Source organism: Listeria costaricensis (assembly GCF_900183385.1).
GTDB classification, from domain to species: domain Bacteria; phylum Bacillota; class Bacilli; order Lactobacillales; family Listeriaceae; genus Listeria; species Listeria costaricensis.
Window position 1 is genome coordinate 37,931 of sequence record NZ_FXUT01000005.1, and the last position, 14,178, is coordinate 52,108.

The 14,178-nt window shown below is 36.8% G+C and carries 27 protein-coding genes; all 27 read right to left on the minus strand.

Features of this window, described 5'->3' with window-relative positions:
* Entirely contained in the window at nucleotides 1-2,496 is a 2,496-nt protein-coding gene (locus tag CS921_RS04370) for an ATP-binding protein (protein ID WP_099221843.1), read from the minus strand.
* A complete protein-coding gene (locus CS921_RS04375) occupies nucleotides 2,417-2,917 on the minus strand; it encodes a TcpE family conjugal transfer membrane protein (protein WP_099221844.1) in 501 nt (166 codons plus the stop codon). Before CS921_RS04375 ends, CS921_RS04370 begins: the two co-directional genes overlap by 80 nt.
* A complete protein-coding gene (locus CS921_RS04380) occupies nucleotides 2,917-3,162 on the minus strand; it encodes a hypothetical protein (protein WP_099221845.1) in 246 nt (81 codons plus the stop codon). Before CS921_RS04380 ends, CS921_RS04375 begins: the two co-directional genes overlap by 1 nt.
* Before the next feature lie 29 nt (nucleotides 3,163-3,191).
* Complete coding sequence (locus tag CS921_RS04385) at nucleotides 3,192-4,133, minus strand: conjugal transfer protein (RefSeq protein ID WP_099221846.1); 942 nt, start codon at nucleotides 4,131-4,133, stop codon at nucleotides 3,192-3,194.
* A 26-nt stretch (nucleotides 4,134-4,159) separates the two neighbouring features.
* Entirely contained in the window at nucleotides 4,160-4,390 is a 231-nt protein-coding gene (locus tag CS921_RS04390) for a hypothetical protein (RefSeq protein ID WP_099221847.1), read from the minus strand.
* 29 nt (nucleotides 4,391-4,419) lie between these two features.
* Nucleotides 4,420-4,662 carry a hypothetical protein gene (locus tag CS921_RS04395; protein WP_099221848.1) on the minus strand — a complete coding sequence of 81 codons (243 nt, stop codon included), beginning with the start codon at nucleotides 4,660-4,662 and terminating at the stop codon, nucleotides 4,420-4,422.
* Between the two features lie 28 nt (nucleotides 4,663-4,690).
* Entirely contained in the window at nucleotides 4,691-4,903 is a 213-nt protein-coding gene (locus CS921_RS04400) for a hypothetical protein (protein ID WP_099221849.1), read from the minus strand.
* Between the two features lie 20 nt (nucleotides 4,904-4,923).
* Nucleotides 4,924-5,433: an antirestriction protein ArdA gene (locus tag CS921_RS04405; protein WP_099221850.1), complete on the minus strand. Its 510-nt coding sequence runs from the start codon at nucleotides 5,431-5,433 to the stop codon at nucleotides 4,924-4,926.
* Nucleotides 5,434-5,451: 18 nt separating this feature from the next.
* Nucleotides 5,452-5,787: a hypothetical protein gene (locus CS921_RS04410; RefSeq protein WP_099221851.1), complete on the minus strand. Its 336-nt coding sequence runs from the start codon at nucleotides 5,785-5,787 to the stop codon at nucleotides 5,452-5,454.
* A gap of 21 nt (nucleotides 5,788-5,808) precedes the next feature.
* Entirely contained in the window at nucleotides 5,809-6,150 is a 342-nt protein-coding gene (locus CS921_RS04415; RefSeq protein WP_099221852.1) for a hypothetical protein, read from the minus strand.
* A 6-nt stretch (nucleotides 6,151-6,156) separates the two neighbouring features.
* Nucleotides 6,157-6,459, minus strand: coding sequence for a hypothetical protein (locus CS921_RS04420; RefSeq protein ID WP_099221853.1), 303 nt, complete (start codon nucleotides 6,457-6,459; stop codon nucleotides 6,157-6,159).
* The gene (locus CS921_RS04425; protein WP_099221854.1) at nucleotides 6,440-6,769 is read right to left on the minus strand and encodes a hypothetical protein; all 330 of its coding nucleotides are present in this window, start codon (nucleotides 6,767-6,769) and stop codon (nucleotides 6,440-6,442) included. The genes CS921_RS04420 and CS921_RS04425 overlap by 20 nt, the downstream gene beginning before the upstream one ends.
* A gap of 31 nt (nucleotides 6,770-6,800) precedes the next feature.
* The gene (locus tag CS921_RS04430; protein WP_099221855.1) at nucleotides 6,801-6,995 is read right to left on the minus strand and encodes a hypothetical protein; all 195 of its coding nucleotides are present in this window, start codon (nucleotides 6,993-6,995) and stop codon (nucleotides 6,801-6,803) included.
* A 58-nt stretch (nucleotides 6,996-7,053) separates the two neighbouring features.
* Nucleotides 7,054-8,034 carry a replication initiation factor domain-containing protein gene (locus CS921_RS04435; RefSeq protein WP_240422299.1) on the minus strand — a complete coding sequence of 327 codons (981 nt, stop codon included), beginning with the start codon at nucleotides 8,032-8,034 and terminating at the stop codon, nucleotides 7,054-7,056.
* 242 nt (nucleotides 8,035-8,276) lie between these two features.
* Complete coding sequence (locus CS921_RS04440; RefSeq protein ID WP_099221857.1) at nucleotides 8,277-8,687, minus strand: hypothetical protein; 411 nt, start codon at nucleotides 8,685-8,687, stop codon at nucleotides 8,277-8,279.
* 12 nt (nucleotides 8,688-8,699) lie between these two features.
* Nucleotides 8,700-9,161 carry a hypothetical protein gene (locus tag CS921_RS04445; RefSeq protein ID WP_099221858.1) on the minus strand — a complete coding sequence of 154 codons (462 nt, stop codon included), beginning with the start codon at nucleotides 9,159-9,161 and terminating at the stop codon, nucleotides 8,700-8,702.
* Between the two features lie 61 nt (nucleotides 9,162-9,222).
* Nucleotides 9,223-9,720 (minus strand): DUF3850 domain-containing protein, encoded by a 498-nt coding sequence (locus CS921_RS15515; protein ID WP_162921691.1) that lies wholly within the window; start codon nucleotides 9,718-9,720, stop codon nucleotides 9,223-9,225.
* Nucleotides 9,721-9,738: 18 nt separating this feature from the next.
* A complete protein-coding gene (locus CS921_RS04455) occupies nucleotides 9,739-9,990 on the minus strand; it encodes a hypothetical protein (protein ID WP_099221859.1) in 252 nt (83 codons plus the stop codon).
* A gap of 126 nt (nucleotides 9,991-10,116) precedes the next feature.
* Nucleotides 10,117-10,377, minus strand: coding sequence for a hypothetical protein (locus tag CS921_RS04460; protein WP_099221860.1), 261 nt, complete (start codon nucleotides 10,375-10,377; stop codon nucleotides 10,117-10,119).
* Nucleotides 10,378-10,406: 29 nt separating this feature from the next.
* On the minus strand, nucleotides 10,407-11,786 hold the full coding sequence (locus CS921_RS04465) for a cell division protein FtsK (RefSeq protein WP_099221861.1): 1,380 nt from the start codon (nucleotides 11,784-11,786) through the stop codon (nucleotides 10,407-10,409).
* 171 nt (nucleotides 11,787-11,957) lie between these two features.
* Nucleotides 11,958-12,308 (minus strand): DUF961 family protein, encoded by a 351-nt coding sequence (locus tag CS921_RS04470; RefSeq protein WP_099221862.1) that lies wholly within the window; start codon nucleotides 12,306-12,308, stop codon nucleotides 11,958-11,960.
* Nucleotides 12,309-12,340: 32 nt separating this feature from the next.
* Entirely contained in the window at nucleotides 12,341-12,649 is a 309-nt protein-coding gene (locus tag CS921_RS04475; RefSeq protein ID WP_099221863.1) for a DUF961 family protein, read from the minus strand.
* Nucleotides 12,650-12,690: 41 nt separating this feature from the next.
* Nucleotides 12,691-12,957, minus strand: coding sequence for a hypothetical protein (locus CS921_RS04480; RefSeq protein ID WP_099221864.1), 267 nt, complete (start codon nucleotides 12,955-12,957; stop codon nucleotides 12,691-12,693).
* 36 nt (nucleotides 12,958-12,993) lie between these two features.
* On the minus strand, nucleotides 12,994-13,248 hold the full coding sequence (locus tag CS921_RS04485; protein WP_099221865.1) for a hypothetical protein: 255 nt from the start codon (nucleotides 13,246-13,248) through the stop codon (nucleotides 12,994-12,996).
* 54 nt (nucleotides 13,249-13,302) lie between these two features.
* Complete coding sequence (locus CS921_RS04490; RefSeq protein ID WP_099221866.1) at nucleotides 13,303-13,551, minus strand: hypothetical protein; 249 nt, start codon at nucleotides 13,549-13,551, stop codon at nucleotides 13,303-13,305.
* Nucleotides 13,544-13,780, minus strand: a complete 237-nt coding sequence (locus CS921_RS04495; RefSeq protein WP_099221867.1) for a hypothetical protein — start codon at nucleotides 13,778-13,780, stop codon at nucleotides 13,544-13,546. The genes CS921_RS04490 and CS921_RS04495 overlap by 8 nt, the downstream gene beginning before the upstream one ends.
* A 34-nt stretch (nucleotides 13,781-13,814) precedes the next feature.
* Nucleotides 13,815-14,162, minus strand: coding sequence for a hypothetical protein (locus CS921_RS04500; RefSeq protein WP_099221868.1), 348 nt, complete (start codon nucleotides 14,160-14,162; stop codon nucleotides 13,815-13,817).
* Nucleotides 14,163-14,178 lie beyond the last annotated feature (16 nt).

The following is a 14,178-nucleotide window of genomic DNA, read 5'->3' on the forward strand; positions in this document are numbered from 1 at the left end:
CTATGCAAATTTTTCTTCTGCTAGTGCAACAGAAGATTTTTCAATTGTTTTGAGCGCTTCCGTCCATTCGTCAAATAAGCAGTCAACTGTCAGTTTGCCGACATTGCCGTAGAAATCTTTGTACAAACATTGTCCTTGCAGAAAGTCATCAAACATTTCTAAGTTCGCTTCTGTAATATCCATCTTCATCATTTCCAGTATCCCGTCGCGATTTTGCGGTTCGTCGAAAGCAAAATGAGAACCGAAATTTCCTTCTTCTCCGTCATCTTGCGCATCACGGACGCCTTGACTAATAAATACAAATGAATTATCGTACGAACGTCCCATCCGCAACATCGATTTTTTCTGTTTTTTCCCTTGCGAGCTAGCAGTGAGCGCCCATGCTTCATCGAAGAAAATTTTGGTTTTGACCGTTTTATCTCGACCAAAAAGTTCGCAGAACTTAGCTAACACGCACATCAACGCATTCGATTTTCTTTGTGATTCTGTATAAGCACTGATGTCTGTATCAGCGTCTGCGGTATCAAGATTTTCAATTTCGATAATCGTGTTTCGATGATCAAGACTTAATGTAGGACGTGATCCATCACTAAAAATCAGTTTAAGGATGCTGCTGTCGATTTTTTCGTTTAACAATTCACCCATCGTCCGTACATCTTCATCGCTGTGGTTTAACAATTTTTCAATAACATGTGCAGAACCAACTTCTTGCCCGCTTTCACGTTCTTCAATGGTTTGTGTTAAACATTGAAGGAAAAATTTTTCAATCTTATCTTTCCCGTCGAAAGTATAGATAGACTCAACTACTGAAATTAAAAGTTCTTTTGCTTCCATGCGTGGTAAAAATACTACTGGATCAAGAAGTCCCCAGTTTTCTTCAACGGACGCATCCAAAGTTACAAACTTACACGTTTCTACCAAATCCGTGAACCACGGAATTTCTAAAGCAAGCTTTTTATTTTTAGTCACTGTATCAAACCACTTACGCATTTCTTTCTTAGGATCAATGTACAAATTTTTGATTTGCATCATCATTGAATATAAGAAAATCATTTTAGCAAGGAACGATTTACCACCCCCGGTATCGCCAGTGACCAATTCATGTGGTGATCGAGACTTTGAGCCAGCGATCTGTTGGTTTGCCAATAATGGATGATAGAGAACCGGCATTCGACTTGCTTTTACTGCATCTTCACGAGACAAATGTTCGCCAAAGCGGTCTACCATACCAATGTACCAGCCAACATTTGTACCGAGTTCTTGTCCCATTCCAAAACATAGTTCCGCCAATCCGCACTGTAACGTTTTCTGAATCCAATCTTTGTCTAAGTACTCCATCTTTTCGCCATGGAGCATTTTGTAAAACAAATACAATTGATCAGCCCGAGGAATGCGCGCAGTCGTTTCTTCTGCTTTCAAGAAACGCCGGACTAGCAAAGCTCGTTCATGCGCTTCGTCTTTTGTACGACCAGTTACGATCGCGACAGCTAGCCAGTTAAAAATGAATTTTTCTTCTTTTTTTAATTTTTCCTGCAGATCTTTTACCATGATTGCAGATATTTCAGCATCATCTTCAATCATGTCACCAGCACGATATTGGGCGTTAATGTCATCTTTAATGGCTTGTTTTTTGAATGACATACTTGCTTTCGTCGTGGCCTTTTTCTCTCGCTGCGCTTTGACCGTCACTTCAACAGGAAAAGGTAACATCTGCAGGTTATAAAACAGGTCTGCATCTGCCATGTTTTCTAAGAATTCATCTAGAACAGTGAACGCAATATAGCCATCGCCTGCTTCTGCTTCCATTTTCAGCGCTTTCGATTCACGCGGATCGATAATCGTACTGTTAATGGAAGAAACTTTTCGATTGAAGATTTCTTCTTCAATGTCATGCGGTACACCGCGCAAGAATTGGCGTTTATTTAAATAGAACGTTTCTTCCGCAGATGTCGGTCTGCCACCAGCTGTCAAAACAATATTTTCCAGCACACTAATTTCCGATTTACAGCGATCGAAATACGAATCATACAAGGTATTCTCGTACCCCAATGAATCAATCACCACATCTGTAAATGCAGAAAAGGCGCTTTTGATATTGTCTTTTAAACTGTTTTCCATTGTGAAAAGTTCTTTGCGAAGCTTCACAATTAGTACGTATTTATACCTGCTAATTTCGCCTAATCGGAAATTCAGCATATTTACTGTTTCTTCTGCATAATATTGTGGCGTCTCACCAATATCATCTGCAAATTCAACAGATAGCTCCTTGAAGCGTTCTTTCAGCTGGAAATCGCGTGGATACATAACAAATTGAAGGTCTTCATAATCTGTTAGCTCTTCCAAGCGCTTCAGCCAATCTCGTTTGTAGCGATTTTTCTTTTTACTATTTTGCATCGAAATTGACGTTGCGGGTATATCATAAAACGCGAACACGTCGTCCGTTTTCGTTAACAGTAAGTTGTCCTTTAATGCTTTGATGGGCGTCTTTAGACGCATTTTTCGTCACAACCTTTCTAGGCGCCGAGAAAGAAACTTTCTCTCTCGGCTTTTGAATTTTTCTATCTTGATAAATTACGTATCTCTTATACTTGTGTTGGTAAAAAAATACAGCCATCCGCCATAGATAGCTGTACAACTTTTTGCCTTCTGGCTTTATTTTTTGCAATAAAAAAGCACCTGCAATTGGAATCGCAAGATACAATACAATGAGCACGGATAGGCTTGTGATATTGAATCCTGTAAAACAAGAGATAATAATTGTGATCAAGATTTCTAACACAAGTACCACAACCGCATGAATTAAGAAACTTTGAGGTATTGCAAAAGCAAGGGGTGTTCCTTCTTTAATTTCACGGATATATTTTTCGCTGTTATAAAGTTTCCTGTAATTGAGGACAATTCTTTCGTTTTCTTCCATCACTTGAACAACCCCATGAAGGCTTCAATCCATCCCATCCAAACGCTTGGGTATTTGATCGCCCATGTGATAATGCCGCCAATCAAAAAAATCATGACAACTTTTTTGACTTTAAGCGTCGCAAATTCTTTAATACAAAAACTCGCCGTGATGACCCATGCAATAGCAATTACTGCATCAATCACCCATTTTTCTGCAGAATCCCAATTTGGGAGACTTGCGGCCAGTACAAACAATTCATTCATTATTTTCACCTCATTTATTTTTATTCTAATTATTTGTGTTCGAGCTTTTCGACAAAGTAGTGATTATTAGAATCTGTAATTGTTAGTTCAAAGTTTTCAGTCGTTGTAATATTCGTCGTTGGATCAACAAATTCTACTTCGACAGCAGCCAAACAATCAGATTTTTGTTTGTATAAATCACATTCAACAATTTTTGAGTATGATAGCAAGCCATTCAAGCTTTCAGGCTCAGCCATCATGTACGCCATGTCTTCTGTTTTAGAAGAAGCGTACTTTTGAAAGAATTCAGTTACGAATGCTTCCATTTCTTTTTCATCAGACTTATCATAAGCATCTAGTTCAATCGTTCTATTTTCGCCTTTAATAGAAGCTTGAGAACTTGCGACTGCAGTTAGATAAGGAAGACTTGCAACTGCATATTTACCGTCTTTTTCAGCTAGTTCAATATGCAAATCCGCATCCTGTTTTTTTGTAACAGGAATTTCTTTTCCGTTTTGTTGCGTTTTTCCTGCAGACGTAAAATTAACGCGATAAACGACGTTGTAATTGCCTGCTTTGTTTTTCGTTGCACTTACTAACGCCTTGCTGTTGAGTGTCTGATCACCAGTAGCTGACGTATCAAACGCATTTGAATCTACGTTGTCAGCTAAAAAGGCTTGAAGCAATTCAAGCCTCCCATCTTGTTTTTCTCGATCTTGTGAGACGTTCATGTATTCATTTATAAACGGATCAGTGTAGTTTTTGATTGACGCGACATTAATCACATCTTGTTTCACTTCTTGTTTCTGCTGCGTTGTTTCTGTTGCATTATTTGACATTGAAACGAATAGTGACATAAAAGAAGCCATGAGTGTTAGACATAAAATTGAATAAGTGATAAACACCGTTCGTTTTCTAGTATCTTTCTCATAGCGCAACTTAGTTTTTTCAACCTTTTTCGCATTTTTAATTTTATCCTTGATACTTACCATCTTTTTCTCCTTTCTACCTTATTAAATTAATGTTCAGTAAATAGAATTTCTATAACCAAAACGTCCCCTGCGGTTTCTGGTAAAACTCTAAAACCAACTTCTAAGCCAAACGTAAAACTGTTTGTTATTTTATAGGGCTCTCCGATCACTAAGTCTAATGAAGCAGCCCAAAATAATATTGTTTCTTCCTCGATTGCCCATTCATCTAAAACTGATTGAAAATCAGCTTTATTGACAATCCTTAATTGTTTATACATTATTATAGTTCCTCACTTCCAGCATTTTTTTAATCTGGTGTAATCGTAGCAAGCAGCGTTTTAACAACGAGAACGTCCGACGTGGTTTCTGGTAAAACTTCAAAATCTGCTGCTACAGTATATCTGTCGCCAGCAGCGTCTGTCCAACCTACATATTTAAAGCGATCGCCTACATCTACATCTAAGGATTCTGCCCATGCTAGAATATCTTCTTCTTCTTTGCCCCCTAGCCAAAATTCATCTTTATTTACGACCTTCAATCGCTTGTACATTATTAACACTTCACTTTCTGTTTATTATTTACCATGCTTCGCCAAGGCCGATGTATCGAACCACAATTACTTCAGGCGTTTTTTCAGCGACTTCATAAAGTACTTCTTGAAAGCAAGGGGATCCCCCTGTAATCACAGCAAAGCGTTCACCAACTTCTTTTTCACGAGCTATTTCAAAGTCGCGTTCTTCCCTCGGATCTACTTCATACGCTCTTTCATCATCAATAATTTGTATTCGCATTTTAATTCCTCTTTTCTTTTTTAATAAGGAACTTCAACATAGAAGCCTTGTTTCACCTTGTGATAATTACCTTCAATAAGCATATCCCTGCCTAATGCTTCATAATCGAAATAGGTAGATAATGTGGAATCTACATCACTTAATAATCCGGTAGAATCAATGTATTCATACGCTAAATCTTCACCTGTCGTGCAACTTTCGTGAATAATCACATCATCAATTTTTTCCAACGCTTCTTCAATATTGCTGAAAAAGGCGTTATCCATCAGCTCTCCAATAAAGTCAATCGCTGGATGGTTGCTGTTTTCTTCATAAAGTTCTGCAATATTATTTAATCGCTCTAGCGATTCAAATTGGTCAATTCGAAAAGGCGCTTCATAATCATGAATGGCATATTCTTCATACTGCGAATTCAAACCAATTTTTTCAGCAACTTCTTCAAAAGTCGCTGGCAAAGTAAACCAAGCGCCTTGCGATTCACCTTCATTATATTTGCCTAAGTTTGCTATCCATACTTTAATTTCTTGCATTATTTCCACCTCACTTTTTTATTGCATGAGTCCGATTTTATCGATCTCATATAAAACTTGAATTAAGTCTTCATAAAAACCACGATCTATCAATTCGTCCAAGCAAGAAAAATAACTTGCGTAAGCTTGTTTTTCAATTGCTAAGTTGGCTATTCTATTCAATTCTTCCATTGAATAGCCTGAAAGGCTGAACGGCGCTTCGTAATCCCAAACTTCATAGGTGCATTTTTTCGTTGTTCCAAAAGCTTCTGCTAAAACATCATCGCTGGCTGGAAGATCAACCCATGCAAACATTGTGTCCCCATCGTCATCTCCAACTGTTAAATTACTTATATACACACTTAGCTGTGCCATCTCACACCCCCAACTCTTCATTTACACTTGATCAACGCCTAAAAAATTTTCCATTTTTTCAATTTCAGTCAGCGCATGAATTAAGTCTTCATAAAAACCTTGAGCTATCGCCTCATCCAAGTATATAAAATAGCCCCAATAAGCCTCTTTTTCTCTAGCTAAAGAGGCAATAACATTCATATCTTCTAACGAATAACCCAAAATGTTAAAAGGTGCATTATCGTAAGCCAATACCACATATTCACATTTTTTAGTTGTGTTAAATATTTCCGCTATTCTTTCTTCCGTGGCTGGTAACTCTACCCATTCATATGAATGTTCGTCAGCACGATCAAATGAATTATTCCGAAGAAGTATTTCCAATTTAGTTCACACCTCCAGTAATTTCATATATTGCAAATGACGATAAACACGTTGCAAGACTTGCCTTGCTGGTTTATCCACACAGTAGACTTTCACCCGTGACATTTTTCCGTGAAATCTCGGTTCATAACTCGCTTTGTAAAAAGTGAATCTAAGGTCAGATGCACCTTTTACTCTTCTTCCTTCTACAATTAACATGGTCTGCTTACCTATGTCACGTGTATAGACCAGACGAGAAATACCGACGTTAAAGCCCGCTTCCTTAAAGAATTGGTCAAGACTTTTAAATTCACGTGTAGATGGTTTCAATTTTTTCCACCACTTTTTCGTAGACCCTGTTAATTGCGTATTGCTGAATCTCTTCATCGATTTCTTCTGGTTTATTGTAGAAATAATTGTTCAAAAAATATTTTGCTTTTTCTTGCCACTCCGCCGCCTTTTTGTGAAGTTTTATCAACGCCTCACGTGCTAACATGATTATTGACAATCGTTCTTCAAAGAGAGAATTGTAAACAAATTCTTGCCATTTTTCCTCCAAAACTTTAAATTGACGCGCAAACGTATCTTCAAAAGCTAACCATGCGTATGCGGCCGTCATTTCTGCCTTTACATAATCCAAAACTCACCACCTCCATTTTTAAGTTTGTTTTTTAAACTCGTCGTAAACTAGTTGAAGGAATGCCAATTAGTCCATATCCATAGCGCACCCAAACGACTTTACCGCCTTCCATCAGATCCACAACTTCAAAAGTTGTACCAACAGCAACTTGTGCCGTTCCGCCTTCATCTAAAAACGGTAACTCAATCTCGGTTGTCGCTTCGACAACATCGCCAATTTTCAACATATTCATCACCTCCTTTCAGTTTTTCAGACATAAAAAAATAGGCGTTCTTTTTGAACACCTACCAATAAATCAAATCGGCTGTTTCAGCTAGTTTTACCTCTAACATTTTTTCTTGTTTTTCGGACATTGACGCATTTAAGACCATATCTGAAAGATGACTTGTGCCCATCACCTTGTCCATTTCATATACCATTTTCATTGATGGTGAACAAGACGCTTCTAACCACCCCTCCGTTTTTTCATAGAATTCTTTTTTAGGCTCTACAGCTAAGCGAAGTTTGCCCACTTTATCGACAAATCTCAACCATTTTGGATTACTTTTCGCTTTTTCCCGTACTATTCCAGCTTTTATATTTACAAATCGTATATAGTGATTAATAATGCTTTTAGCAATATACATCAGGTCACCGTGTGCAAGCAATTCCTGAACAGCTATTGCCGCACGATCATCTTTTAGACGCAATTCATACCTATTCCAGTCACCAATTTCATCCACTGAAACTTTTAATTTTTGTGCCTGCTCAAAGTTTTTCTCGTAAAAACAGAAGTAAACAGCTGACTTTTTGCTGCCAAAGTAAATCGTCGTCCCCAGGCTTTCGCCTGTTACCATATCAGCAGACCCCGTAAAATCAAATTTACGAAACTTTGATATACATTCGCCTTTTTGCATTTTATTGAACAGCGTTCGTATATTCAAATTCTTCATCCGATCGTCAATCGCAAGATCAATTCGTGTAAAGTTACCTTTATGCGCTATGCAATCCTGAAAAAAATCAATCCATGTCTTTTTGCGGCATTCTAAAATAGCTTCAAACTCTCTACACCCTTGACCAGACATCTCGATTAGCACGCCGCGATCATCATGATCAGCAGAAAAGTAAACCTGAATAAAATCCATTATCCACGTTCCTATGTAACCATATCGGCCAGACTGTTTTTCGTAAAAATATTCTTCGCGCAAGTGAAGCACTTCTTTCATGATCATTTTTACGTCATGTGTTTTGAATGACACACGAACGTAATCGATTTTTGCTTCCAAAACAAACATCCTCACTTTTTATTTTTTTCTTAGCGTTGTTAAAGCGTTGATACAACGAGCTTCAAGAAGCTTTTCTTTGGAATTACTACCCCCCTGTTAGCAGGAGGGGGTTACAGTTGTTTTGCCGCATAGCGGCAAAACAAAAGAACATTGAGTACGGCTTATCGCTGCCGCTAGCGACTGCCGTCGCCAGCGCCGCACTCAATGTTCTTATTTTTTAATATTTAATTACTATTTCTTTGTTATCTACCTCTAAAAGCACACACACCTAAAACTCCTAGAAAGCAAACTGCTAGAATTGCTTGGAATATAGGGATACAAATAAATTTAATTATTAGAACGATGGAGATAATGACCATTAAAAATAATAGAACCAATAGTATAAATTCCCATGGTTCAACATCTCTCCCGAAACGGATACAACGACTCAATAAGTAAAGGAGTACAGCTCCACATATTACCAGCACAAGAGTAAACGCAAAATACTTAATAGGTTGACCATCATTATAAGCTAATAAAGCAAAAGGGTCTTCTTCGTATCCCTTAGAAAGCAAAACTTTATTTAGCTTGTTTAATAAAATCAAAAAGATCGTTGTTATTACTGCATAGATGCCCGTAAGAACATAAGCTCCTACATATCTTATATCCGCCATTCTTCCCCATCCCTATATTTCATTTTTCTCTCTACTTATTCTTACTTCTTCAATAATCAATAGTGTTTTTTTAGTGATATAAAGTTCTTTTAAATAAATTATACATACTAAGAACACAGCAACAGCAAGGAATACAAAAAAAATCATTGCAATCATTATGATAATGCTGGTCTCTTCCCTTGTCCTCACACCATCTGTATAGAAAAGCTGCATACATTTTATCGTAAAATTATAGAAATATTTCCATCCGCCTGTTAAAGCCGTTAATAATATAGCACCTATTAAAAACGAGAAAATATTCCTGCGATATTCGTATTTAGCTTTTAGATGAACAAACCGCGAGCTTAACTCTCTTTCAGACAAGGCTTCGAGTTCTTGACATTCGCTCTCATAGCGAGCATATTGCCGCTTTTCTCGTTCTTCAATCTTCATAGACAATATCGCTTTTTTTAGCTTTCCAATTCTTTTATTCATATCACACTCTCTCCTAATTATTAGCATACCACATAATAATTCTTTGTTTCAAACTGAACAATCAATTTTCAACTAAAAAGCCCATTTTTTTAAAAGTAATATTATGGTAAATATTATTTAATACTTCAAACCCTAAACAGACGTAGTCATCCTTAGTGAAAGCATCGGTCATGTAAGTAACGCGCACATACAGTTTATTTCCGGTATATCCATTCTGATCAAATTCTTTTAGCATCAATAGATCACCGACTTTGTAATTTCGGTCATTTATTCTGTTTTCAAATCGTTTGTGCTGGTACAAAATATCCTTAAAGTATCGCGGAGCAATCTTGAGCTCATGAATATCAATCGAATTTCTAAGCCTTTTCCCAAACATTTGTAGAATAATTGCCATTTGTTCGGGAGCAGGTAGACTAATCCCTCGTTCCCATTTTGATACAATACTCGGAGTCGCTGACGGATTAAAAAGTGCTCCAAATTCTTCTAAAGTTAGTCCTTTTGCCAATCTTAATTCGTTGATACTATTACCAAACTTTTCTTTTTCTAGCCTTGATTTCACATATATTCACCTCATCACTTATTCAAATTCAATTGAAGTATATAGGTACTGCAAATGAATACTACCCTGTCCAACTTGAAGTATTTCAAAAACAACGCATAAACTAACTTTGTTCACTGCTTTGCCCTGTAAACGAAAAAAACCTTCTTTCAGTTCAAGGATTTCAGGCACTGCTTCTTTCAAACTTTGAATGATTTTATCAAAAGAAGCCATCTTATCACTATGACAAGAGGCTTCTAGTTCAGCTTGATTTCTAACAATAACTTGCATCTTCATTTTCACTCCTTCACATCTGAAATTACTCAATGCAACCAAAAGTCTTTATAAAAACCAAAGGCATGTGTTACTTCATTTCCTATTTGGATTTCCATTTCAATCACCTCGTTCTGTATTTATTTACAAATACGCTTTTTTAAAATTTTCACGAATCAGTTCAAGTTCATTTAATAGGGCATCTTCTGCCATTACTAGAGCTGACTGCAACGTACAATCCAATGCTTCTAAATATCTTTCGTGAATCGCATAGAATTCTCTTTTTAGCCATCCGGCGGCGTAATTGATTGCACGTTCTTCCGAGAAATACGCGCTAATGATTTCATCTGTAATTACTTCACAGAAATCATCAAACGAAATTTTTACTTCTGCTTGTTCACTCATTTTTTTCGCTTCCTTTCAAATCACCATCATCAAATCGCTTCTTTAAAAACTTCCATAAAATCAAAGTCTGCAGGGACGAACGGTGAGTAAAATTCTGAAATAACACCTTTCCCAGAGTCCACATAACCAAAGCCTCTTACATCTTTGAAGGTAAACTTCTTGTTGTTTTCACCGAACATCATGCTATAACCGATGTCGCTGTTCCTACCCAGAGCAATCCTAAAATGAAATTGATCACGGATGCCGTCGCCTAAATACTTCGCATCTGGGCGTTGTAAGCCGACAATCATAAAATAGCCTGCCTGTCTACCTAGCATCACAACCTGCTTTAGGTTAGACAAAAGTTCTTGCTGCTCTTTGAAATCTAACATTTCCATAAACGCAACGAATTCATCAAACACCAAAAATTTTGGTGGAAGCCCTAACGCGCGATAGTTTTGACCTGTCCGATAATTTTCCATGTTCTTCATTTCCTCGGAGCGCTTCAACATATCATCCTTGAACTCACGAACTGCCTTTTCAATCCCAGCCTTTTTGGAATAGACACTTGGGAAAACACCCTCAAGATCAGCCAAATCGGCATTTTTAGGATCGCAAATGATAATGTCTTCTTTTTTGCAAGCACCACGCAATAAGCCCAATACTACAGACAAAATCGTATAAGTCTTACCAGCCCCGGTACCGCCACACAGTAACATGTGAGGAAGTTTATCAAATTCCCAAATTGCCCGTTTCATAAGTGGAAGCTTACCTTTAGAACTTGATAATTCTTGAATGTTCAAACGGTCTCTGCTGATCGCATACAAGAATTTATAACAGATGTAGCCTTCTTCCATATACTCTGCGTCAAGTTCGGCATAGAGGGCTGTTGCGAGAGTTGGTGCCATGTTCAGAAATTGATCTTGATGCTTACCTTGTGACACCGGAAAACGAATATACAAGTAGTTATCTTTTACGCGATAGTAAACACGAGGAAAGAATGATACTTTCTCGACCGATTTTGTCTTTCCCCCTGTTCCATCCCAAGTCCAATCGAACGTACTTTCTTTTTGTACAGTTTCTTTTTCGAACTGTCCAGCTCCGACAATCAACCGAGCAATTATCTGTTTGTGTTTGAGAAAAATGTATTGATTGTAAAAAATGACTTTACATAAAATCAATACAATCCCAGCCAAACAGGCTGATAAAAATATCATTTCGGCGATAGTTATATAATCAATCTGTTTGAAATAATCAATTGAAGCTGTCCACGTCGGAAAAGGATCTACTAGCTTCAAAAGCAAGAATAAGAGCAACAAAAAAGTAGGAATGAAAATGATCATTCCTACTCTTTTAATCGCATCTTTCGTTCGATAACGGATACGCCGTCCTTTGTACTTAAAAAAATGTTTTTCAATAAATTGAATCAATTTTTGCACCTTCTTTTTATAATTGTGCAAGCATTAGTAAACAAAAATAAATGATACATAGACCAACACCAGCAAGAAAAAGCAGCGATAGCATGATAAACACTACAATCAAACCTATCCCAGCCGCTTCTCCCAACCAGTTGGCTATCTTTTTATAAGACTTCACTTAATTTATTTCTTGTCTTGTTTGGGTGTTGATTGATTAACCGGCACGATATCATCCGCATAGATAATCGTGTCAGCATCTGCACTATAACCGCGCACATTCCCAATCACTTGAATTCTGCAACCTACTAGCTTTACAGGTGTATTAATCGCAAAGTCTTTTTCGCCTGCGGCCGGATTTAAAAGCACTGTAATCGCATCTTGTTGCGCGGATGACTTTAAGCTAATTCGACGATTGGCAATAAAGTTATTTCCTTCTTCGTCTTGTTTCATTTGATCGCTTGTGTAGCCAAAGAACTTTAATACTCCAAAAGTTTTTTCTACATCAATCTTGATTTTTTCTAAATTTAATTTCATTTTCGTTTTCCTCTTTTCGTTTTATTTTTTTATCAAGCTTTCACAATGTTATCAGCAAACACAGTCCAGTCGATCGAAGCAAATTCGCCTTTTCGTTGTGCGGATACAACTAGCTTTGGATTTACTAACTTAACTTCTTGTTCAAAAGCAAATTGCGGAATCGCGACATTCGCTGGAACGACTACTTCCATCCGGTTCATTTGATCGTGACATAACACTTTGTGAACAACGCCTTTTTTCACACGTTTCCCATTAATAAATTCAAAGTAATCTTCTAAAACTCCTGAATACTCCATTTTTCCCATTCCGTCATCTGTTGGTACAATATAATTTAAACCCATGTTTTATTCCTCTTTTCATTTTATTTTTTTGTTTTTATTAATTAATCATGACCTACATATTCAATAATTCTCTTGCCATCCTCTGTAGTTACATTAAAGAAAAAGACAGCTAATTTATTTACTTTCGGATCAAGGTGTTCCTTCCTAAGTTTGACTGTAAAAGAAGCACCCGGGCTTAGATACTTAGAATAAACATCTAATTCCTCCATAGCTTGCTTGATACCGATGCGTTCTTTACTTTTTACATAAGAGTTATAAGCTTTTACAAAGAGTTCAACATTTTTGAACTCGATTCCCCCGCATTCCATTTGTCATCACCTCCTTTAATTTGTACCTTCTTATCACTAATAGTCATGCCCTTTGTATTGGAGGACACTTTTGCCATCTTCTTCAAATACCCAAAAGTAAAAAACCGCTAATTTATTAACCATTGGATTCAGTTGATCTTTTTTTAGCCTGATTGAAAAACCATCATTTAATTGAACAGCATCAGCATAAACCGTCAATCGTTCCAAAGCTTTTTCAACTTTAAGTTGTTCTGACTCCTTTACATAGAAGTTGTATATTTCACAGAAATCATTAATTCCACAAAACTCCATTTTCTATCACCCCCTTTAAATTATTTATATTTGATTAAATCTATAGAGAACTGGTTACATTACGCTTTCAAACACAGTAGAACTCAATGTACTAGTTCCGGTGTATTTTTCAATTTCCCGGAGTACTTCTTCAATCGACCAAGTGCTAACAGAAAAGAATTCCCAATTTTCAATCGTTTTATCTTCTGTTTCTGTTAGCAATTGCAACTGTATGTTTGCATCCATATAATATTTTTCATAAATCACATGTGCTGCTTTATGCCCATCTACTGTTAAAAGTAGCAAGTATACATCATTAAACATGTTCGCCTTCGTCCTTTTCAAGTTTAATAAACGGTTCTTTTTTTGTACTCCCTGTTGTGCATTTGATTGTCCCAATAATGCTTAAAGGGATTATTACCGCACAGACAAACCCTTGCAATAAAAAAGCAAAGCCTCCAATCATTGCAAATAAGTATACTGAACCGATTAATTGAAAAAACACATAAACTGCAGCTATGATTTCACATGTCCATAATAGAATTTTTTTCATTATTTCCTCCTAATATTAAATTCTTATCATTGTCTTAGTTTTCCCACTTCGTACTTTCGCATAAAAGCTCATATTCTTTTATACTTCGTGTGAAAATAATCCTTTTACCGTTTAGTGTATCAATCATCCACTCGTCCTTTTTTATATGCCAAGGCGTAAAGAACGCATTTTGCACACCATGAGGTAAAGGATACTTTTTTCTCGAAAAGAAAGTAATGATCTCCTTATCTGTACGATCGTTATATTGAATTTTTAATATATATCGATAACGAGAATCATCCATCGGCACTCTCGTTACTCGATCACGATGATAAATATGTCCTATTAAGAACACCATTGCTACTGCAAGCAACAAAGCTGGAAAAATCGCAAATACAAACATCTAACCATCCTCCTTT